This window comes from Rhodococcus sp. IEGM 1302 (assembly GCF_030056935.1).
In the GTDB taxonomy this organism is placed as follows: domain Bacteria; phylum Actinomycetota; class Actinomycetes; order Mycobacteriales; family Mycobacteriaceae; genus Rhodococcus_F; species Rhodococcus_F qingshengii.
The window spans coordinates 923,820-946,901 of the sequence record NZ_JASHKY010000001.1; the positions used below are offsets into that span (position 1 = coordinate 923,820).

Consider the following 23,082-nt stretch of genomic DNA (forward strand, 5'->3'; position numbering starts at 1 on the left):
GTGGTGGGGCTGTTTCAGTTCTCGGTCATCGGGATGCGGACGCCGCGGGTGGCTGCCGTGTCGATGGCGTGGTCGTATCCTGCATCCGCATGCCGGATGACACCCATCCCGGGATCGTTGGTGAGAACTGCTTCGAGCTTCTTGGCTGCGAGTTCGGTGCCGTCGGCGATGCACACCTGTCCCGCGTGGATGGAGCGCCCCATCCCGACGCCGCCGCCTTGGTGGAGTGAAACCCACGAAGCGCCGGACGCGGTGTTGACCAGGGCGTTGAGCAGCGGCCAGTCGGCGATCGCGTCGGACCCGTCGATCATCGATTCGGTTTCGCGGTACGGCGAGGCGACCGATCCGGAGTCGAGGTGATCGCGGCCGATGGCGATCGGTGCGGAGAGCTCGCCCGAGGCCACCATCTCGTTGAACTTGAGGCCGGCGAGGTGGCGCTCACCGTATCCGAGCCAGCAGATGCGAGCCGGAAGGCCTTCGAAGGCAACCTTTTCGCCGGCCATGGTGATCCAGCGGCGCAGGTGCTCGTTCTCGGGGAAGAGTTCGAGGATGGCCTTGTCGGTGGCCTCGATGTCCTTGGGATCACCCGAGAGCGCTGCCCAGCGGAAGGGGCCGAGGCCTTCTTCGAAGAGCGGACGGATGTAGGCGGGAACGAATCCGGGGAAGTCGAATGCACGGTCGTAGCCGGCCTTGCGGGCCTCGTCGCGGATGGAGTTGCCGTAGTCGAATACCTCGGCGCCGGCGTCCATGAATCCGACCATGGCCTTGACGTGTGCGGCCATCGCGTTGCGGGAATCTTCGGTGAACTTCTGCGGATCCTTCTCCGACATGGTCTTCATGTCGCCGAAGTCGATGCCGATCGGCAGGTAGGCGAGGGGATCGTGCGCCGAGGTCTGGTCGGTCACGATGTCGATGGGGGCCTTCATCTCCAGCAGCGCCGGGAAGATCTCTGCCGCATTGCCTTCGAGGCCGATGGAGAGCGGCTTCTTGGCATCGCGTGCCGCGGTCGCCAGTTCGAGCGCGTGCTCGATGCTGTCTGCCTTGGTGTCGAGGTACTTGTGGGCAATACGACGGTCGATGCGGGTGATGTCGCAGTCGACGCAGATCGCGACGCCGTCGTTCATAGTGACGGCGAGAGGCTGAGCGCCGCCCATGCCGCCGAGACCCGCAGTGAGGGTGATCGTTCCGGCGAGTGAGCCGTTGTAGCGCTTCTTCGCGATGGCGCCGAAGGTCTCGTACGTACCCTGCAGGATTCCCTGGGTGCCGATGTAAATCCAGGAGCCTGCGGTCATCTGGCCGTACATGGTCAGGCCGAGGTCTTCGAGACGGCGGAACTCTTCCCAGTTCGCCCAGTCACCGACCAGGTTGGAGTTGGCGATCAGCACTCGCGGTGCCCACTCGTTGGTGCGGAAGACACCGACCGGCTTGCCGGACTGCACCAGCATGGTCTCGTCGTTCTTCAGGGTCTTCAGCGTGGCGACCATGGCGTCGAAGGCAGCCCAACTACGCGCTGCGCGACCGGTTCCGCCGTAGACGACGAGGCTGTCCGGGTGCTCGGCAACATCGGGGTCGAGGTTGTTCATGAGCATGCGCAGGGCACCCTCCTGCTGCCAACCGAGCGTCGTGAGCTCGGGGCCGCGGGGAGCGCGGACGGGGCGCGGCTCGTGGCCGGGGGTGCTGATTTCCATTGTGTTCTCCTAGCTTGCTGAAGTTCGAAAGACGTTGGGGGATCAGACGCGAGAGTCGGTCATCGCGGTGTGATCGGGGTAGATCATCGACGAGGGTGGATTGCTGGTGCGCTTGGCGAGTGGGTAATAGATCAGCCCGGTGAACACGATGCCGACCAGCCACGAGATGTCGGCGCCGCCGAGCATGTCCGTGACGGGGCCGGTGTACATCTTCTGGGCGAGGAACGGGATCTGGGCGAGAACGCCGGCGGCGTAGCAAGCCAATGCGGTGAAGTTCCATGCTCCGTATCGACCGTTGACGTCGTACAGCGCCGGAATGTCGATGCGTTCCTTGGAGATCAGGTAGTAGTCGATCAGATTGATCGCACTCCACGGCGTGAACACCATCAGCAACACCAGGACGAAGTTCTTGAAGTTGTCCAGGAAGTCGGCGCTGGCGGCGATGGCGATCAAGACCGAGACCGCAGTGAAACCGAGGATGTAGAGGGTGCGCGCGGTGCTCGAGATTCGCGACTGTCCGTTGAAGGCGGTGACGGTGGTCAGGATCGACATGAATCCGCCGTAGGCGTTGAGCACGTTCACCGTCAGCTTGCCGACCAGGATGACGAAGTAGATCAGGAAGGCGATGGCAGCGGGTCCGGCCAGATCTCCCATGAAGCCGACCTGGTTACCCAGGAACGCGTCGCCGGCGCAGGCCGCGACGAGAGCGCCGAAGGTCATGGACCACTGCGATCCGATGACACTACCGAGGAACGTCGACCAGAACGTGGTGCTCTCGGAAGTGCTGCGCGGCAGGTAACGCGAGTAGTCGGCGACGTACGGGCCGAAGGTGAGCTGCCAACCGGCACCCAGCGAGATCGCGAGCAGGAAGGTGACTATGTCGAAGCCCTTGATGCCGACGTACGAGGCGACGTCGTACTCGAGGAACAGTCGAACGGCCAGGTAGGAGAATCCGACGATGCCCACGACGGTGGCGATCCTGCCGACGATGTGGATCAGCTTGTAGCCGGTGACCGCGACGAATGCGGTGAGGAGACCGAAGACGACGATGCCGACGGTGGGGCTGTCGATGTGCAGGATCTTGTTGACGGCCTGTCCGGCCAACACGGTGCCGGTGGCAGCGAAGCCGAGGTACATCAGGATGACGAGAACAAGCGGTACGACTGCTCCCTTGACGCCGAACTGGGCGCGACTCGAGATCATCTGGGGGAGACCCATACGCGGGCCCTGTGCGGAGTGAAGCGCCATGACAGCGCCACCGAAGATGTTGCCGATCAGAAGTCCGACGATCGCCCAGATGGCGTCCGCGCCGAATACGACGGCGAGAGCGCCGTCGACGATTGCAGTGATCTGCATGTTGGCGCCGAACCAGAGAGTGAACTGGCTGCGCGGGGTGCCGTGTCGTTCTGCATCCGGGACGACGTCGATAGTGCGTCGTTCCGGAGTGAGGATGACCTCGGCCGGTCCATCGTGAGTCATAGGCCTGTCTTTCTGCTGCGAGCCCGTCGAGCGACGGAATCGACGTCGGGGTATTGCCCACCTTCTTCGTGCTTGGTGCTTTGCGCCTTGTGCTTTGTGCGCTGGGTCACTGTCACTGCGGATAAATGTATATGCCTGTATATACAGGCGTCAATACCCGGGACCCGTTTTCGCGTAAATGCTGTGTAACACCGCGCGAGAAATCAGAAACCCTTACCCGGGTTGAGGATTCCGAGCGGGTCGAAGGCAGCCTTGATCGATCGGTGCAGTTGCATGCTGTCCTCACCGAGCTCGAGAGAGAGCCAGCGACGCTTGAGAACGCCGACGCCGTGCTCTCCGGTCAGAGTTCCGCCGAGTTCGAGAGCACGCCGGAAGACCTCGTCCGCGGCGGTCCACACGGCTTCGGGGACCGAGCCGTCGGCAGCGCGGTCGAAGACGAAGGTCGGATGGACGTTGCCGTCACCAGCATGCGCGACAGTCATGATCTTGACCATGTACTCGGCGGCCGCTCGGTCGATACTCTCGAGCATGTCGGGCAGTTTCGACCGCGGGACCCCGACGTCTTCCACGAGACATTGCCCGAGTCGTTCGGAAGCCGGATAGGCGAGTCGACGAATCTCGAGTAGCTGTGCGGCTTCTGCCGCGTCCTGCGAGACGGCGACAAAATCGGCGCCCGCCCTCTCGAAGTGTTTCTGCATAGCCGCGGCTGCTGCGTCGGCATCGACCCCGTCGGCCTGTGCGATCAGCATCGCGGCGGTGTTGTCTTCCAACCCGATTCGTTTCCAGTCGTCGACGGCGCGCAGCGTTGCTCGATCGATCAGCTCCAGCAGGCTCGGCCCGATTCCGTCGCGAACGACCGCGGCAACCGCGTCCGCTGCGGAGCGGAGAGAATCGAAACTGCCGACGACGGTGACCGGTGCTCTCTTGGGCTTGGGCTGCAACTTCAGCGTGGCACTCGTGACGACTCCGAGTGTTCCTTCCGAACCGACGAGAAGACTGGTCAAGTCGTATCCCGCAACACCTTTGACGGTCCTTCGGCCTGTCCGCACGATCCGACCGTCGGCGAGCACAACCTCGAGACCCAGGACTGAATCGCGGGTGACGCCGTACTTCACGCAACGCAGTCCACCGGCGTTAGTGGCGATGTTTCCGCCGATCGTGGAGATCTCGAAACTGCTCGGATCAGGGGCGTACATCAGCCCGTACTCGTCTGCTGCTCGACTGATGTCGGCGTTGATCACCCCGGCTTCCACGACAGCGAGTTGATCGTCCGGATTGACCTCGAGAATCGAGCGCATGCGAGTGGTCGAGATGACCAGGCAGCCCTCGACGGCTGCCCCGCCGCCCGCCAAACCGGTTCCCGCACCGCGGGTTACCACCGGGACACGGTGAGCAGTAGCCCATTTCAGCGCCTCGGAAATGTCGGCCGCAGTTTCGGCGAGCATGACGGCCGCCGGATGGCCGGGTTCGGCGAGATGGGCCTCGTCACGGCGGTACGAGTCCATTACCGCAGGGTCGGTGATCAGGCGACTCGAACCGATCGACCGAGCAAGTTCGTGGACGGACATTCTTTTCTCCAGTCGGTCAAAGGTTGTGTGCGAGTGCATCCACAGCGGCGATCACGGCGTCTTCTGCTGCCCGCTCACCTACGGTCACCCGCACACCCTCGCCGGGGAACATCCGGACCGAGACACCCTGCGCGACGCAGGCCGCTTCGAGTGCAGAAGCTCTCTTGCCGAGAGGAATCCACACGAAGTTGGCACCGCTCGGGACCGTCTCGACGCCGCGCAGAGCCAATTGCTCACGTAGGTGAGAGCGACCCGCGGTCACCGTTTCGACTATCGAATCGGTGTGTGCCGGATCGGTCAGGGCCGCGCAGGCTGCGGCCTCGGCAACGGCGCTGAGCCCGAAGGGCGGTGCAGCGCTGCGAAGATCCGCTGCGATCGCCGAGTTGGTGACGGCATAGCCGGCACGAAGTCCGGCCAATCCGTAAGCCTTGGAGAAGGTTCGGAAGACGACGATGTTGGGAAAGGCTCGAAGCAGGTCGACGCCGTCGACGTCGCTGGTCGCGAACTCCCGGTAGGCCTCGTCCAGGAGGATGAGGACGTCGCTCGGGATTGCACGGGCGAACGCGACGAACTCGGCGGTCGAGAACTCGCTACCGGTCGGATTGTTGGGGTTGCAGACGAGTACCGCGCGGGTTTGCGGGGTCACCGCCGCCGCCATTGCACTCAGATCGTGCCGATGTTCGGAATCGAGTGCGACGGGGACACCGCTCGCCCCGGCGATTCCGATCAGTATCGGGTACGCCTCGTAGCTGCGCCACGGGTAGACGACCTCGGTGCCCGGACCCGTGTACGCAGTCAATACCTGCTGGAGCAGTGCCAACGAACCGGCGCCGACCAATACCTGGTCGTCGCCGACGCCCAGGCGGCCGCTCAACCGAGCGATCAGCGTGTCGCCGAACAGCGACGGATACAAGTGCGAGTGTGAGGCCGCGAGATTGACGGCCTCGAGAATGGCCGCCGAGGGTGCAACCGTCGACTCGTTGCTCGACGCCCGCCACCGAACCTGCTCGAGGCCGGCGGCTTTGGAGTATCGAGGGAGTGCTTCGATTTCGGGTCGGGGGCGAGGCCTCAGCGCACCGGGCGCGCTCATGCCAGGGCGCCGATCGCGTTCTCCGCGGCCGCAACAAGTGCACCCGATGCCGCCAAGTCCACCGCGGCCTCGATCTCGGGGGACAGGAAGCGATCGGTACCCGGCCCCTGCACCTTCTCGCGCAGGGTCCGAAGGACGGCTCCGGTGGCGGGGGAGGGCTCGAGTGGGGAGCGCAAATCGATTCCTCGTGCTGCAGTCAGTATCTCGATCGCGAGAACTCGGGTGAGACCGTCGATGGACCGGCGGAGCTTGCGTGCACCCGACCATCCCATGGAGACGTGATCTTCCTGCATGGCCGAGGAGGGAATCGAATCGACACTGGCCGGGCTCGCGAGTCGCTTGAGTTCGGACACGATGGCAGCTTGTGTGTACTGCGCGATCATCAGTCCGCTGTCGACACCGGGGTCGTCGGCGAGGAAGGGGGTCAGACCGTGATTGCGTGCTACGTCGAGGAAGCGATCGGTGCGGCGTTCGCTGATACCCGCGACATCCGCGGTCACGATGGCGAGGAAGTCCAAGACGTAAGCCACGGGAGCTCCGTGGAAGTTACCGTTGGATCGAACCCGTCCGTCGAGAGTGACGACGGGATTGTCGACAGCACTGGCCAATTCGCGCCCGGCGACGAGGCGGGCGTGATCGACGGTGTCGCGTGCGCCGCCGGCGACCTGCGGTGCGCACCGCAGTGAGTACGCGTCCTGAACTCTGGTGCAGTCAGGGCCCGCGTGGCTGGCGACGATCGGGGAGTCGGCAAGCAAGCGCACCATGTTCGAGGCGGCCGCGCCCTGTCCGGGGTGGGGGCGAAGCGCCTGAAGATCGGCGGCGAACACTTGATCTGTGCCGAGCAAGCCCTCGACGCTCATAGCGGCAGCGATGTCGGCCAACTTGAGCAGATGATCGAGATCGGTGATCGCAAGGGCCAGTTGGCCGAGCATCCCGTCGGTACCGTTGATCAGTGCGAGGCCTTCCTTCTCGGCCAGAACCACCGGTTCGAGGCCATGGGCAGCCAATGCCGTTGCCGCATCGGTGAGTTCACCGTCGGCGGTGCGGACGGAACCTTCACCGATGATTGCCATCGCCACATGCGCCAGTGGTGCCAGATCTCCCGAGCATCCGAGGCTGCCGTATTCGTGCACCACCGGGGTGATGCCTGCGGTGAGTAGGTCGGCGTACGCCTGTGCGACTACAGGGCGCACTCCGGTCCGCCCGGTGGCGAGCGTCGACAGACGCAGAAGCATCAAGGCCCGGATCACTTCGCGTTCGACTTCCGGTCCCGAACCTGCCGCATGTGAGCGGATCAGGCTGCGCTGCAACTGTGTCCGCAGATGCGCCGGAATGTGCCGGGTGGCAAGTGCGCCGAATCCGGTGGAAACTCCGTAGACCGGTGTGGGGTCTGCGGCCAGCGCTTCGATGCGTGCACGACTTTCGGCGATCGCGGCCAGTGATTCCGCGGTCAATGCAACGCCGTATCCGTTGCGCGCGACGTCGACGACGTCGGCGATGGTGACAGCGCCGATTCCGACCTCGATGGTTCGGGTGGCTGTCTGGGTGGCAGGGGTGGCGTTCATGGGACTCCAATGATGATGCGTGGCTATCTAACAAAGTCTTGTATACGAGACTCTAGTCTTGAATATGAGACGAAAACAAGGCCCGCAAAGTACGGAACGGAGGAATTGGCTACATGTCTGCGGTCGGGGTCTCCACCATTCGATCTCCGAGATCGGCGGAGAACTCGGCGCTGACGGCGCGCACTCGGTCGGCGATCAGGGCACTCTCCTCGGCCGATTTGGAGCCGGAGAGGAAGGTGACGCCGAGAGCTGCGACCGGACGACCGTCCCGTGTGATCACGGGGCTGGCGATGCAGTTGATCCCGGATGTCGTCGCATTCTCTTCGACCGCATATCCGCTCTCACGTGCTGCGGCGAGCAGTTCTCGCAGTTCGGCGAGCGTCGACGGACCCGTTCCGGTCCGCGTCGGCCAGGTGTACCCCTCGTAGAGCGCGCTGATCTGTTCCGCATCCAGACGGCTCAGAATCGCCCGCCCGACTGCGGTGAGATGCGCCGGAAGGCGGGTCCCGATCTCGGTCACCAACCGAACGCCGGGCTTCAGAGGTTCACGTTTGTCGAGGTAGATGACGTCAGAACCCTGAAGTACCGCCAGATGGGAGGTCTCGTCGGTCGACTGAGTGAGTGCCAGCATGAATCGTTGGCCCTCACGGTGAAGTGGGCCGGACCGCATGTACGACGCACCGACTTCGAACGCCGAGACACCCAGGGTCCAGGCGCGTTGATCAGCCCAGTACGAGACGAACCGTCGATCCCGCATGACATTGAGGAGGTGATGCGTCGTACTCTTCGGCAGCTCGAGGGCGCTGGAGATTTCTGCCGTCGCCAGCGGCACACCCCGGCGGGCCAGGAGATCGAGCACGTCGAGCACGCGCTCAGCAGATTTCACGCGGCTCGTCGTCATATGGGGTGTGTCCTTACGGGTAGGGCTGAGGTGGGAGCGGGGACCCACATTGTCTCGGATACGAGACTGAATCGCCAAGTGCTCGGGGTGGTCAGGGAGTCTGGTTGCCGAGTTCCGCGGACAACCGGGCGCAGTGCTCCACCAAGACGCGGCCGTGGCTGGCGCAGACCTCGTCCGTCAGACGGAAGGTCGGGCCCACGACGCTGAGCGCTCCGGCTATCTGACCGACCGCGTTGTAGATCGGCGCGGCAACTCCGGTCGAGTGATCCTCGATGGTGTCGTGCGCAATGGCGTACCCGCTCTCGCCTACCTTGCCGCTCAACGCTGCGCCGACGGCGGTGCCGTCCAGGGGAACGCTCTGGCCCACCCACCCCATGTGGCGGATCGCGTGCGTGCCCTCGATCTGATCGAGATACAGCGCAGTGTCTTTCGGTCCCTTCGTCGACAGGTAGGTCGACTCTCTCGTGGTTTCGGCGATGGCCTTCATCGCGGGCCGCGCTCTCGGCAACAGTTGATTGTCACCGAGTGCGCGAGCCCCGATCTGTAGTAGCCGCGGGCCGACGCGATAGACGTTGTCCTCGCCGCGGACGACGAACTCGGTTTGTTCGAGGCTTCTGATCAGGCGAAGCGCGGTACTGGTTGCCAGATCGGTTGCCTTGGCGGCGTCGCCGAGCGTCAACCCGCCGTGCTCGACGATCGCACCGAGAAGTTCGAACGTGCGATTCGCGCTGCGGGTCACGTCGCCGGGGGCCATGTCCTACTCCAAGTGCCGAGGGATGTCTGCGCTGAATCTATCGCGAGCCCGGCAGTACCTCACCGTGGTGCTCGTCCAGCAGGGGACTGCGGCGGACATCGGGGCGTCGGCTATCACCGAACACGACGGGTTGTCGTACGTAGGAGATTTTTCCTGCTACCGGGTGCTCGAACGATTCGACGACTCCGCGATACTCGGCCTGCGCGGAGGTGAGTGCCTGCTGGACGTCCCAGATTTCCGAGCCGGCGAGGCCCGCGTCGCCGAGAATACCGACCACGTCGGCGACGGTCTTTCCGGCAGCCCAGTTTTCGATCTCCTTGCGCAGTGCCGGTTCGTTCTCGGTCCGGGCGGTGTCGTCGGCAAATCGGGGATCTGCGATCAGGTCGACGCGATTCATCGTCTGCGCCAGCTTCTCGAAACCCGACTGGCTCGCAACTGCGAGGACGAAGAGTCCGTCGTCGGCCTTGTAGGTGTCGAACGGTGTTGACACCGGATGACGGTTGCCGACGCGTGGGGGAGTGAGCCCGGTGGATTGCAGTTGGCTGTGTGCTGTCGGCAGCATGGCGAGCATGCTGTCGAACATCGCGACGTCAAGGTGCTGCCCGAGTCCGCTCGCCCGTGCACTCAGCAGGGCGGTACTGATTCCCCAGGCGGCGAACAGCCCGGCGACCAGGTCTCCGAACGACTCACCCAACCGTGTCGGCCCGGATTCCTCCGAACCGGTGATGCTCATGATTCCCGAAAGAGCCTGGACTACAAGGTCGTAGGCGGCGGCTCCGGACATGGGCCCGTCCTGTCCGAAACCGGAGATGGACGCGTACACGATGCGCGGATTGCGAGCCCGCGCAGCCTCGTAGTCGATTCCCAGGCGCTTGGTGACGCCGGGGCGAAAGTTTTCGACGACGACGTCGGCGGTCTCGATGAGCGTCAGCAGCGCCTCACGGTCCTCGTCGTTCTTGAGGTTGAGTGCCACCGAACGCTTGCCACGATTGAGCACGTTGAAGTAGATGCTCTCGCCGTCGCGGAACGGGCCGAGGTGCCGAGAGTCTTCACCGTGTTCGGATTCGATCTTGACGACGTCCGCACCGGCGTCGGAAAGCAGTGCGGTGCAGTAGGGTCCGGCAAGAACGCGCGAGAGGTCGATGACCCGGATGCCGTCGAGTGGGGGAAGTGCAGTCATGTCCGCGCCTTTCAGAACTCGGTGGAACGCGGCGACGGAGCATTGCCGGCAATGGTGAGCAACTGGATCTGCGAGGTGCCCTCGAAGATGCGGAGAATGCGGCAATCGCGGTACAGGCGTTCGATTTCCGATTCGCGCATGAAACCTGCGCCACCGTGGATCTGTACGGTTTGATCGACGATCGAGAAGCAGGCTTCGGTGGCGACGTACTTCGAAATCGATGCGGCGCGGCGGATGTCCTGACCGGCGTCCTTGACGTCGGCGGCCCAGTCTGCGGTGACGCGTGATGCGACAAGTTGCGCGTCGCAGCCACCGAGGAGTAGCTGGATTGCCTGGAAGTCGAAGATCGGCGTGCCGAACTGCTTTCGCTCCGTTGCGTACTCGCGTCCCAGTTCCCAAGCGCGCAGAGCGATGCCGTTTGCCATTGCCGCTACGTCGATGCGTGCTCGGTTCAGGGCGGTCAAGGCAATGTTGCCGCCGCGACCTTCGGTGCCGATCACGGAGTCGAGCGGCAGAACGACGTCGTCGAGGTAGACGGTGTACGTCGGGGCCGAACGAATTCCCATCTTGTCCTGCGGCTCCGAGTAGCTGATTCCCGGAGTTCCCTTGGGGACGACGAAGGCGGTGATGCCTCGGAATCCTGCGCTCGGGTCCGTCTTGGCGAAGAGCACGACCAGGTCGGCTTCCTTGGCGTTGGAGATGTACGTCTTCGATCCGGAGAGATGCCAGCCGTCGTCCTCGCGTCGGGCGACGGTACGCATCGAGGCGATGTCGGAGCCGGCATCGGGTTCTGTGAGTGCAAAGCCGGCCAGTAGTTCGCCCGACGCGAGCTGGGGCAACCAGCGATGCTTCTGCTCTTCGGAGCCGCCGACGAGAATCGGCTCGAGGCCCAGGTAGTGGGCGGTGTAGATCGATGCCAGCGCGGCGTCGGTGCGTGCAACTTCTTCGATGGCGACCAGTTGGGTTCGTGTCGACAGACCCAGCCCGCCGAATTCCTCGGGCACGGAAATGCCCATGAGGTCCTGCTGCCCGAGGCGCTTGACCAGCTGCGCCGGGAACTCCTTGGACTCGTCGCGTGCGGCTGCTCCTGGGTGGATCTCGGCGTTGGCGAAGGCTCGGACAGTGCTGCGGAACTCTGCGAGATCGACGCTGTCGGTGTCGGGCGCGGTCTGGGTAGTCACGGGGGCTCCTTCGAGGCGGAATAGTTACGAATTTCATCTAATGAAATCTAATTGCCACTAGTTGGCATGGACTGACTATGGCCGAGGGTGGCGAATTTGTCCAGGGGTGAAGTTGTTGTGTCGCGGCTCACGTTCTGCAATGATCAACTTGTCTAAGCCTGTATAGACAAGTTGATTGCGGATCGAACCCACTACAAGTCGGAAGCAGCGTGGCTTTCGACGGAAGGTGCTGACATGAGCCTCGTTTCAGTCGACACGACACCGGACTCCGAGAATGTGAGGAGGGTGTCCAGTACGTATTTCGAGGGCTTGTCGGCGGATCGATACGCTGCGCTCGCCGAAGACCGCAAGCTGGCGATTGTCGCCGCGCACATGGACCTTTCGCGTCGACGAGGACACAACTCGTCGATCTCGCGACTCGCGCCGGCCGGGGAGTTAGGGGATGGCCCCGCGATTCAATACGTCGGCGACGACATGCCGCAGCTCGTCGAAGCGGTCTTGGCGACACTTGCCCGTGCCCGCGTGGAACCTGAATTCGTGGTGCACCCCGTGCTTCGCACAGCCGTACAACCGGCGCACAGCACCGAAGACGCCCGGGCCGGGGAGCGCACCGAATCATGGATCCACATAGGACTACCCGCACACTGTTCGGACGCGCAGGCGCAGGTGATCGCGGACGACGTCGCCGGAATCCTCGACCGTATCGCGCGTGCCTTCCGCGATTCCGTGCCCCTGCGGGACCTCGTCGACGAGGCGCGCGAGCAACTGGACTCGAACGGCTACGCCGAAGAAGCTGACTTTCTCCGGTGGTGCAGCGCCGGAAACTTCAGTGTCATCGGTGGTGCGCGAACTGTCGACAGTGACGAGCCGTACGCCATCGGCGTGCTCCCCGATCCAACCGGCTCTTCGGATTCGAAAGCGGCGCCCCTCGCGATTGCAGTGGTGTACCTCCGGCAAGGGTTCGGTGGATCCGAATACGCCACCGAGATCGACGTGTCCGTCGGCGACCGTGCGTACCGATTCGTCGGGTTCTTCACCGCGACCGGTATCGTCGCCGACGTCAGGCGAACCCCGCTCGTGCGAGGACGCGTCGCAGACATCTTCGAGGCCTCAGGATCCACCGTCGATTCGTTTGTCGGACAATCGATGCTGGCAGTGATTCAGTCGATTCCGGTCACAGTGCTCCTGGCGGCCGAGCCGGCCCGAATCGCGGACGCGCTGGACGAACTCACTTCCGTGGACGGCCGCACATCGATCCATCTGTTCTTGCAACCGGTGGGAAGTTCCCCGGTCACAGGGCGAGATCAAGAGTTGTCGGCTTTGCTCTTCGTTCCGCGCGAGAAATTCAGTACGACGATCAGAACAACGGCCGAGTCGGTACTCGCCGACGCACTCGGTGCTCACAATATCGAGTTCTCCAGTCGAGTCTCGGAATCCCCTTTGGCCGTCGTACATTTCACGGCCACAGTCGGCGGCGGCGCGAACTTCGCGTCGGCGCGACAAGCACGGGAGATTCGGGACCTCGTCGTCGACGCTTGCCTGACGTGGGACGAACGATTCGTTCTGGATGCTTCGCACTACGACGAGCGGCGCAGGCGTGCTCGGTTCGCCGAGCGAGTTCCGGTGGCATACAAGCAGGATTTCGACGCTGTCCGAGCCGCCGAGGACATGGCGGTGTTCGAGGGCCTCGCGCCCGGAGAAGTAAGTCCACGGTTGGCCCGATCTGTCGACGGACCGGGTACTCACCGTCTCGGACTGTACGTATCGGGTGATCCGCTCTCTCTGGGCGAGGTGCTGCCCGTATTGCAGAGCCTGGGCGTCGAAGTGGTCGACGAACGTCCGTACGAGATCGCACCGGTGGGAACCGAACAGTCCAGGATCTACGAGTTCACGCTCTACTACCCGAGTGCTCCGGTCGAAGGCTTCGACAACTTTGCCGCGCGATTCGCGGCGACGTTTGCCGCGGTTCGAAACGGTGACGCCGAGCCGGACTCGTTCAACGAATTGGTCGCGATCGCGGGACTCGGCTGGAAACAGGTAGTGGTGCTGCGGGCGTACGCGGAGTTCTTGCAGCAAGCGGGATTTCCTTACAGCACCGGTCGCGTCGCCGAGGTACTTGCCGATCATCCCGAGATCGCCGGCAGATTGTGCGAATTGTTCGAGAGCCGTTTCGATCCTGGCGTCGTCGACGGAGATCGAGGTGCACGTGCAGCAGCGGACGTGGAAGCGGCCGTGGCGCAGGTGCAAGGACTCGACGCCGATCGGATCCTGCGCGCGTTGTCCGAACTGGTCCGTAACACGTTGCGTACCAACTATTTCGTGTATCCCACTGAATCGCTCGGCGCGCTCTCGTTGAAGTTCGATTCGGAGAAGCTGTCCGTATTGCCTTTCCCTCGACCGAAGTTCGAGATATTCGTGTACTCACCCGATGTAGCAGGTGTGCACCTTCGTTTCGGTACGGTGGCTCGCGGCGGCTTGCGCTGGTCGGATCGGAAAGAGGACTTTCGCACCGAGGTACTGGGATTGGTGAAGGCGCAGGCAGTCAAGAACGCAGTCATCGTGCCTGTCGGAGCGAAGGGCGGATTTGTCGTCAAACGCCCACCGGTTCCAGGGCGGGGCGCAGACGCAGACCGAGAAGCTGCGTTGGCGGCCGGGATCGATTGCTACCGATCCTTCATTCGCGGACTACTCGATCTGACCGACAACGTCGACAAGCAGAGCGGGGCCGTTGTCGCGGCGCGGCGGGTCGTTCGCCACGACGGAGACGACACGTATCTTGTTGTCGCCGCGGACAAGGGAACTGCGAAGTTCTCCGACATCGCGAACGAGGTTGCCGCGGAGTACGGATTCTGGCTCGGCGACGCCTTCGCGTCCGGCGGGTCGGTCGGCTACGACCACAAAGCCATGGGTATCACGGCGAAGGGCGCCTGGGAAAGTGTCAAGCGGCACTTCCGTGAGCTCGGCGTCGATACCCAGCACGATGACTTCACCGCGGTGGGGATCGGAGACATGAGTGGCGACGTCTTCGGCAACGGTATGTTGTGCAGCAGACACATTCGCCTGATCGCGGCGTTCGATCATCGGCACGTGTTCGTCGATCCGAACCCGTCGCCTGAGCGCTCGTACGACGAGCGATCACGTCTCTTTGCGCTCCCCCGATCCTCGTGGGCCGACTACGACCCGACCTTGATCAGTGCCGGCGGCGGAGTGTGGGAACGCTCGGCGAAGCGCGTTCCGATCAGTGACGAGATACGAGAGGCACTGGGCCTCGAGGACGACGTCACCGAACTGACTCCACCGCAACTGATTCGGGCGATTTTGCGGTCCCCGGCAGATCTGTTGTGGAACGGCGGCATCGGAACGTACGTCAAGGCCTCCGGTGAGTCCGACCTCGAAGTCGGCGACAAGAGCAACGACGCCGTTCGGGTGAACGGCAACGAAGTGCGTGCCCGAGTGATCGGTGAAGGAGGCAATCTCGGCCTCACCCAGGCCGGACGGATCGAATACGCACGCGGCGGTGGACGGATCAACACAGACGCCCTCGACAATTCGGCCGGAGTCGATTGTTCCGACCACGAGGTGAACATCAAAATCCTTCTCGACTCCCTGATCAGCTCAGGCGTCGTCACGGACTCACGTCGTGACGCACTACTCGAATCGCTGACCGACCAGGTCGCAGAACTCGTTCTCGCAGACAACCGTTCGCAGAACGAACTGATGGGTACCACGCGGGCGGATGCGGGGGCGATGATCGGTGTGCACGGCAGAGTGATTTCCAACCTCGAATCGCGCGGGATCGTCGACCGTGTCATCGAAGGGTTTCCGACCAAGAAGCAGTTCGCCGCGGCCGAGAAGTCGGGAACGGGGCTGACGTCGCCGGAACTCGCCACACTGATGGCCCACGTCAAGCTCGATCTGAAATCCACGCTGTTGGCGGGAAGCTCGATCGACAACCAGATCTACCGCCAGGTGCTGGCGAACTATTTTCCGGAGGGCGTTCGAGTTGCAGGGGGTGACGCCCTCGACCGGCACCCACTTCGTCGCGAGATCGTCGCGACAGTGCTGACGAACAACGTCATCGATCGAGGCGGCATCACCTATGCGTATCGGCTCGGTGAAGAAGTCGGCGCTGATCCGGAAGACGCAGTACGTGCCTTCACTGTGGTCTCCGAGGTGTTCGGACTGTGGGGGTTGTGGCACGACATCAGCGAAGCCTCGATCTCGACCGCAGTGTCCGACGAGTTGATCCTGCTCACCAGGCGACTGCTCGACCGGGCGTCACGGTGGATGCTGACACGTCGTCCGCAACCGCTGGCCGTCGGGGCCGAGATCAGCAGATTCGGTGATCGCATCGCGGAGGCGTCGGCAGAGCTCGATGACTGGCTGGTAGGCGCAGATCAGCGGAACCTGGCTGCGCGAACGGTCCTCATCACGGACAAGGGCGCGCCGGAGAACCTGGTCAGGCGAGTGGAGATATTGCTCGATCAGTTCGGACTGCTCGACGTGGTGGAGATCGCGGACCTTGCCGATCGGACGATCTCGGAGACCGGCGAACTCTATTTCCGGCTCGGTGAGCATGTTGGGCTCGTCCCGATGCTCAATCGAGTGTCGGCATTGAGCAAGGACGGAAAATGGAACGCGTTGGCGAGGTTGTCGTTGCGGGACGAGTTGTACTCGACGGTGCGGGCCCTGACCCTCGACGTCTTGGCCGACGCGGAAGCGGGTGACACGACAGCGGAAAAACTCTCGAGGTGGGAAGAAAGGAATGCGTCGAGAATCGAGAGGTCCACTCTCGCGCTCGCAGAGATCGAGGCGTCCGGGCAACACGATCTTGCTGCGCTTTCGGTTGCGACGAGCCAATTGCGGCGCATGGTGGGTTAGGTCCGGCGCGGACGCTCGCGGATGGATCGGAAAGGTGCACGAGGCGGATAGACTTCGGAGGCCGAACGGGAGAACCGACTCGGTGGTTTTCGACGAACGGGTGGTGGCGATGGCGATTGCCGAAGTGGACGCAGAACTCGCCGTGCTGTTCAACGAGGCAGGCGGCGAGTCCGCCCCTGCCTACGAACGGGTCAAGAACCTCGTGGTCTCGCAGATCAACTCGGGTCGGTGGACCGAAGGCGATCAGCTGCCTTCGGAGAATCAACTGGTCAGTGCGCTGGGGTTGTCACGAATGACGATCAATCGAGCGCTTCGCGAACTCACCAGCGACGGTCTGATCGTGCGGATGATGGGGGTCGGTACTTTTGTCGCCGCCACGAAGACCGCGTCCCCGCTGTTCGAAGTCAAGAACATCGCCGACGAGATTCAGCGCCGCGGCCACCGTCATCGAACCGAGGTCGTCTTCGTTCGTGAGGAAGAAACCGACCACGGGCAGACGTTCCTTCGTGAATCGGTGGGCAAACGGGTGTTCCATTCGCTGATGGTGCACTTCGAGGACGAAACTCCGATTCAGGTGGAAGACCGATTCGTGAATCCGAACGAGGCGCCCGACTATCTGCGCCAGGACTTCACCGCGATCACCCCCAACAACTACTTGAGTGACGTTGCGCCTCTGGTTCGCGGCGAGCATGTCGTGGAAGCGGTGTTGGGTAGCCCGGACGAATGCGAGCTGTTACGCATCGATCGCGGGGAACCGTGCCTGCTGATTCGCCGCCGCACCTGGTCGGCTAACGGATTGGTCAGCGCGGCGCGCTTGATCCATCCGGGTTCACGCAATCGCTTGGAAGGAACCTTCGAGCGCTGATCGTTTCGAATGGCGAATCCTGAACACTCGCTCGTCCGATTGCACCATTTTCGGGGCCGACTTCGGTGCAATCGACCAGGACGTGACTGCGAGCACACTGAGATCATGGGTGGACGGTTATTGCTTCCGCAACCTCACTTCCCGACGAGTGAGACCTGAGCGGATCCCAGCAACGCCGTCTACGCCGCTCGCTTCCATGATCGAAGGAGTTCGACCTGTGACCGACTTGCCCAAGGACCTACTTGTCGCCCCGAAGTGGCAGGAACGCCTCGACGAACTGGCAGCCAAGCATTCGGTACCGGGCGCGCAGGTCGGTGTGATCGCGCTGGGCGAAGACTGCGCGGCGGATATCCGTGTCATCACCACCGGAGTGACGAGCCTGAACACGCGCGTCGACGTCGACGCAGACACCCTGTTCCAGTACGGATCCGCGAGCAAGATCTGGACGACGACGCTGATCATGCAGCTCGTCGACGAGGGCAAGCTGACGCTGGACACCCTGGTGGTGGAGGTGCTTCCGGAGTTCACGATCGCGGATCCTTCCAACACGAAGGAAATCACGATCCGCCAGTTGCTCACGCACACAAGCGGTATCGACGGAGACCTGTTCAACGACACCGGTGACGGTGACGACTGCGTCGAGAAGTACGTAGACGAACTCGCGACCGCGATCAGCGTCACCGAGCCCGGCGGGCATCTGAGTTACAGCAACGCGGGTTTTGCCGTTGCCGGCCGCATCGTCGAGGTCCTTCGTGAGATGACGTGGGACGAGGCGTTGGTCGAATATCTCTGGAAGCCACTCGGATTGACGCACATCATCACCAAGGCCAAGGACGCGCCGCTGTTCCGCACGGCCGTCGGCCACGTGGCCAACCCGGATCGGACGTCGCCGGACAAGGTGATTCCGACCAAGCAGTGGCTGCTTCCGCGCGGTATCGGTCCGGCCGGGATCATCACCGGATCGGTCAGCTCGCTCCTGACCTTCGGTGCTGCACACATGCGTGACGGACTCGCATTGACGGGTGAACGCATTCTGTCCGAAGAATCCGCGCGCCTGATGCGCACTCCGCAATTCGACCTGACCGCGGTCTCGAGCGTCGATCAGGCCTGGGGTCTCGGCTGGATCCTGTCCGACTGGGGTGGCGTGACGTCCGCGCAGCACGGTGGTGCGACGATCGGCCAGATCACTCGTTTTCACACCTTCCCCGAGCTCGGTCTCGCCATGGCCGTGGTGACCAACTCGCGTGGCGGCGGCGCCCTGGCCCACGACATCGAGAAGGAGATCGCCCAGGAGCTCGATCTCGTTCTGCCGGAGCCGAAGTCCGAGCCGAATGCGGAAGACATCGACCTGTCGCACATTCTCGGAACCTATGAATCGACAACCGTGCGAATCGAACTCACGCGCGGCGAGGACGGCGGATTCCAGGTGCAGAACTTCGCCAAGGTCGAGATCGACGGCGAGCCGCCGGCTCCGCCCACCAAGGTCGTGCCTCTGTCCGCCTCCCGGTTCTCGATCAGTAACGAGAGCGCTTCGGGTGAGATGGCTCATCTCACGATCGATGGCGAGCAATATCTCTACATGACAAGGCTTTTCAAGAAGATTTCCGACTAGTCGCGGCGAGATGATTCTCTCCGCTGAATGAAATCTCGGGCAGGTCGAAGGCGATGAGGGCCCTCGACCTGCCCGCACTACTTTTCGAGGAAAACTCATGATGAAACCTCTCGCTCCTTTTCCGGACGTGAATCACCCCGCGGCACTGGATGCTTACGGCCTTGCGCCGGTCATCGACGGTCACAACGATCTGGCCTGGACGGCTCGCGAAACTGCCGCATACTCGGTGGAGAATCTCGAGAAGGATTCCATCTTCCAAACCGACATCGACAAACTCGGTCGCGGCGGCGTCGGTGCGCAGTTCTGGTCGGTCTACACCCCGTGTGACCGGACGGAGCCAGAGGCGGTTCAGTACACACTCGAACAGATCGACTACGTGTACCGGATGATCGAGCGATATCCGGATACTTTCGAATTCGCGCGTACAGGTGACGACGTGCGTCGCATCTGGAGCGAGGGCAAGGTCGCGTCCTTGTTGGGCGCGGAGGGCGGTCACAGCATCGGCAGCTCGCTCGGTGTCCTGAGAATGATGGCGCGCCTTGGTCTTCGGTACATGACGCTGACGCACAACGACAACACCGGGTGGGCGGACTCCGCGACGGACACTCGAGTACACGGCGGGCTGACCGACTTCGGTCGCGAGATCGTGCGCGAAATGAATCGGCTCGGCGTACTCGTCGACCTGTCGCACGTCTCGGTGGAAACGATGAGAGATGCCATCGAGACGTCGTCGGCGCCGGTGATTTTCAGCCATTCGTCGTGCTCTCAGCTATGCGGTCACCCCCGTAATGTTCCCGACGACGTCATGCGACTGCTCGCGGACAACGGCGGGGTCATCATGATCGCCTTTGTACCCATGTTCCTTTCTGCCGAGTACAACGAGTGGTTCAAAGGCGGGCGAGTCGGCCCACGACCGGCGATGACAGTGGACCATCTCGCCGACCACGTCGAGCATGCCCGAGACGTCGCGGGCATCGACCACATCGGTTTGGGCAGTGACTACGATGGGTTCGACGACTTTCCGGACGGTATGCAGGACGTATCCGGTTTCGCGGTGTTGATAGACCGTCTGGCGGAACGCGGTTGGTCCGCGGAGGACTTGGCAAAGCTGATGGGCAACAACGTGTTGCGTGTGCTCGACGAGACCAGTGCGGCCTCGATGTCGAGCCTTTCCTAGCCGTATCGACGCCCGAGAAGATGAGGATGAGAATGAAGAAGATTCGTACCGTTGCACTGAAGCTGGTTGCTTCGGTGTCCGTAGTTCTGGTTGTGCTGGTATCGATAGCGCTCGTATTCAATGTCGGCTCCAGCAAAGCGAGCGTTCCGGCCGGGGAGACGGGCAACCAGTTCGTGTCCGTCGACGGAAAGAACATGAGCTACTCGATCCGCGGCAACGGCGATCAGACCATAGTGCTGTTACCCGGGTTCGGAACGTCCGCACCGATTCTCGACTTCACACCGCTTGTCAACGAGCTCGCACCTGACTACCGCGTCGTCACGATCGAGCCCTTCGGTTACGGCTACAGTGATGGAACGGACAAGGACCGCACGACTGCGAACATCGTCGAAGAGATTCATACGGCAGTACAGTCGCTGGGAATTGACGAATACATCCTCATGGGGCACTCGATCACTGGTCTCTATGCGCTGGACTACACCGCGAAGTACCGTGACGAGGTCACCGCATTCGTGGGTATCGACAGCAGTGTTCCAGGGCAGCCGAACATGGATACCAAATTCCCGATCGACGCACTCCGAGTTGGAAGGCAATTGGGCTTGGCGGAATTGCTGTCCAAGGTCGTCGGTGGTGAAGCCTCGGACGAGTACCTCGATCCCGCCGCAAAGGACGAGATGCGACAGTTGACTGCGAAGAACAACTTCAGCGATACCTATCTCAACGAGATGGATCATCTTTCCAGTAACTTCGCTGAAGCAATCGGCAAGACGTTCCCAGCCGATCTTCCGATTCTGTTGTTCGCCGTGAACAATTCAGAAGTTCAGGGCTGGACAGAGCTGCACGAGGGGCAGGCAGCCTCCGTCGATCACGGAGAGGTGATCTTGCTGGACGGAGACCACTACCTGCACCACACCAGGTCGAAGGAAATCGCCGAGAACCTCGGAAGGTTCTTGGGTGAGCTGAACTGAATCCGGGAGGACGTTAAAGTTGGAGGCGGGGCCATCGAGTCGAGATGGTCCCGCTTCTTTCTTCTCCACTGATCGTTCGGAGGCATTGTGGCGCAGACCTGGTCACGCGAAGAACTGGTGAGCGAGCTGGACTCGGCGTATTCGAAACTCGAAGCGTTACTCGACGGCGTCGCCGAGGCCGATGCGTTCGACGCCGTTGCCGTCGACGCGTGGACGGTGCACGACGTACTCGCTGTGCGTGTCTGGTGGGCAGAGGCCGTCGCAGAGTGGATAGGTGCCGGGCTGCGAGACGAGGCTCCGCAGACGCCGGCGGCGGGTTACAAGTGGACGCAAACACCCGCACTGAACCAGTCGGTTGTCGACGCGAGCATCGACATTCCGGCTCAGGAGCTTCGTGACCGCTTGGGAGCTGCTGTTGCGATATTGCGCAACTACATCGAGACCCTTGACGACGATCAACTGCTGTCGGTCGGGGTTTTCTCGTGGACCCGGACGTGGCCGGTCTCGAGGTGGATCGCCGTCAACACGATCACCCAATACGCGTCGTTGTCGAAAATGATTCGGCGAGTGCTGAAGTCGAACAATCAGCCCTGAAGTCGATGCATCCGCCATACGTCCGGTCCGTCGGGGAGCGAGGTCTGGCCGACGATCGTGAAACCGAACCGTTGGTACAGCGGTAGATTTCGTTCGGTCGACGTATCGAGCCAGCAATTCTGTTCGGTTCGATCCAGTTCCGCCAAAGCATGTTTCAGTAGCGCAGAACCCAATCCGGTTCCGCGTGAGCGCGGCGCCGTACCGATCGTTGCCAACGACCACGCGTTGTCGGGGACGGGAAGCGCAGACAGTTGTTCGTCAGCCTGAAGAACGCGCTCGAACCGATCTCCGTGCAGTTCGACGATCTTCTCGACGGTCGCTTCATCAGGCTCTGGAGCGTCCGGCGGCAGGACTGCGATGACGCCGTTGCCGGAATCGTCGATGTAGGAACGCCCGAACGGTAGTGCCAGGTGTTCGAGATAGATCCGTTGCAGAGTCGCGACGCGTTCCACGTGGGAGTCTTCGGCGACGCACCAGTTCGTCCAGGGGTAGTCGGCAAACGCCTCGCCGAGAACCTCGGCGGCACGGTCGAGATCGTCGATGGACAGCGGTCGAACAGAATTCTGCATAGTGCCACTTCAGCACAGGGAGGTCTTCCGTCGCCACTCGATTTCGGCGGTGTAGCAGGTGCGCGGGCCGTGGTCACGTACTTGTGAGTTCATTCAAGAAAGTTGGACGAGGCTGTCGATCCTGCGTTGACTGGTAGTGATCGGGCAATCGCCGAGCGGTCAACTCCGGGCACGTGAGATCCGGGTACGGCGATTCTCCGCGAAAGGAACAGATATGAACAGGCTCGAAGGCAAGAATGTAGTGATCACAGGCGCCGCCAGTGGAATCGGGCGTGCAGCAGCACAACTCATGGCGGCAGAGGGCGCCAAGGTGCTGGTCGCCGACCTCGATCCTGCGCGTGCAGAGGAAGCAGCGGTGGCGATTCGCGAGACCGGTGGCAATGCAATGGGTTTCGGCGTCGATGTCATGAACGAGGACTCTCTGGCAGCGATGATCGAAAAGGCGGTCGCCGAATTCGGCGGCATCAACGTCCTGTGTAATCACGTGGGCGGTAGTAACCCGCGCAAGGATCTCGACCTGCTCCGGATGGACTTGGACGAGTGGGATCGCGTGATGTCGCTCAACGTCCGCAGCACTGTCGTCGCTTCACGACTTGCCATTCCGCACATGAACAGTGCCGGTGGAGGATCGATCGTCAACACGGCCTCGGTAGGTGGATTGATCGGGGATTCCCTGCAGTCTGCCTACGGATCCGCCAAAGCGGCAGTCATTCGTCTGACGCAGTACATCGCAGTCCAGTACGGAGCAAACGGCGTTCGGTGCAATGCCGTAGCGCCGGGCGCGATCATGACACCCGCTCTCGTGGACAACATCCCCGCTGATGTCATCGACGGCATGAAGCAGGCAAACGCCCTGCCTTACCTCGGCGAACCCGAAGACATCGCGCATGCCATGGTCTACCTGGCTTCGGACGAATCTCGCTACATGACGGGGCAGACCCTGGTGGTCGACGGCGGACTCACCAGCAAGAGTCCGCTCGCGACCGGCCGTTCGTCGATGTTGAGCTGAA

Annotated in this window: 17 protein-coding genes; 7 read left to right on the top strand and 10 right to left on the bottom strand. The window is 62.5% G+C overall.

From position 1 onward, the window contains the following. Positions 1 to 14 precede the first annotated feature (14 nt). From hutU to QM609_RS04520, 9 genes are all read right to left on the bottom strand, one after another. Positions 15 to 1,688, bottom strand: a complete 1,674-nt coding sequence (gene hutU / locus QM609_RS04480) for a urocanate hydratase (RefSeq protein WP_007732742.1) — start codon at positions 1,686 to 1,688, stop codon at positions 15 to 17. A 42-nt stretch (positions 1,689 to 1,730) separates the two neighbouring features. Then, positions 1,731 to 3,167 (bottom strand): purine-cytosine permease family protein, encoded by a 1,437-nt coding sequence (locus tag QM609_RS04485; RefSeq protein ID WP_003940251.1) that lies wholly within the window; start codon positions 3,165 to 3,167, stop codon positions 1,731 to 1,733. Positions 3,168 to 3,370: 203 nt separating this feature from the next. Then, a complete protein-coding gene (locus tag QM609_RS04490) occupies positions 3,371 to 4,735 on the bottom strand; it encodes an FAD-binding oxidoreductase (protein ID WP_050656850.1) in 1,365 nt (454 codons plus the stop codon). A gap of 16 nt (positions 4,736 to 4,751) precedes the next feature. Then, complete coding sequence (locus QM609_RS04495) at positions 4,752 to 5,825, bottom strand: histidinol-phosphate transaminase (protein WP_030536969.1); 1,074 nt, start codon at positions 5,823 to 5,825, stop codon at positions 4,752 to 4,754. Next, a complete protein-coding gene (gene hutH / locus QM609_RS04500) occupies positions 5,822 to 7,390 on the bottom strand; it encodes a histidine ammonia-lyase (RefSeq protein WP_007732730.1) in 1,569 nt (522 codons plus the stop codon). The genes QM609_RS04495 and hutH overlap by 4 nt, the downstream gene beginning before the upstream one ends. Before the next feature lie 109 nt (positions 7,391 to 7,499). Beyond that, complete coding sequence (locus tag QM609_RS04505; RefSeq protein ID WP_007732728.1) at positions 7,500 to 8,291, bottom strand: IclR family transcriptional regulator; 792 nt, start codon at positions 8,289 to 8,291, stop codon at positions 7,500 to 7,502. Positions 8,292 to 8,382: 91 nt separating this feature from the next. Next, the gene (locus QM609_RS04510; RefSeq protein WP_030536970.1) at positions 8,383 to 9,045 is read right to left on the bottom strand and encodes an IclR family transcriptional regulator; all 663 of its coding nucleotides are present in this window, start codon (positions 9,043 to 9,045) and stop codon (positions 8,383 to 8,385) included. A 37-nt stretch (positions 9,046 to 9,082) separates the two neighbouring features. Continuing rightward, on the bottom strand, positions 9,083 to 10,225 hold the full coding sequence (locus QM609_RS04515) for a CaiB/BaiF CoA transferase family protein (RefSeq protein ID WP_003940060.1): 1,143 nt from the start codon (positions 10,223 to 10,225) through the stop codon (positions 9,083 to 9,085). Positions 10,226 to 10,236: 11 nt separating this feature from the next. Further along, positions 10,237 to 11,406: an acyl-CoA dehydrogenase family protein gene (locus QM609_RS04520; RefSeq protein WP_007732726.1), complete on the bottom strand. Its 1,170-nt coding sequence runs from the start codon at positions 11,404 to 11,406 to the stop codon at positions 10,237 to 10,239. A gap of 234 nt (positions 11,407 to 11,640) precedes the next feature. Here QM609_RS04520 and QM609_RS04525 point away from each other — a divergent pair, with 234 nt between their 5' ends. From QM609_RS04525 to QM609_RS04550, 6 genes are all read left to right on the top strand, one after another. Beyond that, positions 11,641 to 16,287, top strand: coding sequence for an NAD-glutamate dehydrogenase (locus QM609_RS04525; RefSeq protein ID WP_228232245.1), 4,647 nt, complete (start codon positions 11,641 to 11,643; stop codon positions 16,285 to 16,287). 109 nt (positions 16,288 to 16,396) lie between these two features. After that, positions 16,397 to 17,152, top strand: a complete 756-nt coding sequence (gene hutC / locus QM609_RS04530) for a histidine utilization transcriptional repressor HutC (protein ID WP_024487384.1) — start codon at positions 16,397 to 16,399, stop codon at positions 17,150 to 17,152. A gap of 217 nt (positions 17,153 to 17,369) precedes the next feature. After that, on the top strand, positions 17,370 to 18,764 hold the full coding sequence (locus QM609_RS04535) for a serine hydrolase domain-containing protein (protein WP_228232244.1): 1,395 nt from the start codon (positions 17,370 to 17,372) through the stop codon (positions 18,762 to 18,764). A 97-nt stretch (positions 18,765 to 18,861) separates the two neighbouring features. Beyond that, a complete protein-coding gene (locus QM609_RS04540; protein ID WP_007732718.1) occupies positions 18,862 to 19,941 on the top strand; it encodes a dipeptidase in 1,080 nt (359 codons plus the stop codon). Positions 19,942 to 19,973: 32 nt separating this feature from the next. Continuing rightward, positions 19,974 to 20,909 (top strand): alpha/beta fold hydrolase, encoded by a 936-nt coding sequence (locus tag QM609_RS04545; RefSeq protein WP_007732711.1) that lies wholly within the window; start codon positions 19,974 to 19,976, stop codon positions 20,907 to 20,909. Positions 20,910 to 20,996: 87 nt separating this feature from the next. Then, positions 20,997 to 21,503, top strand: a complete 507-nt coding sequence (locus QM609_RS04550; protein WP_050656853.1) for a ClbS/DfsB family four-helix bundle protein — start codon at positions 20,997 to 20,999, stop codon at positions 21,501 to 21,503. On the opposite strand, the gene QM609_RS04555 is transcribed toward QM609_RS04550, so the two are convergent. Further along, positions 21,494 to 22,072 carry a GNAT family N-acetyltransferase gene (locus tag QM609_RS04555; protein WP_050656854.1) on the bottom strand — a complete coding sequence of 193 codons (579 nt, stop codon included), beginning with the start codon at positions 22,070 to 22,072 and terminating at the stop codon, positions 21,494 to 21,496. The two genes, QM609_RS04550 and QM609_RS04555, sit on opposite strands and share 10 nt — an antisense overlap. Before the next feature lie 214 nt (positions 22,073 to 22,286). Here QM609_RS04555 and QM609_RS04560 point away from each other — a divergent pair, with 214 nt between their 5' ends. Then, positions 22,287 to 23,081, top strand: coding sequence for an SDR family NAD(P)-dependent oxidoreductase (locus tag QM609_RS04560; protein WP_003940521.1), 795 nt, complete (start codon positions 22,287 to 22,289; stop codon positions 23,079 to 23,081). Position 23,082: the final 1 nt, after the last annotated feature.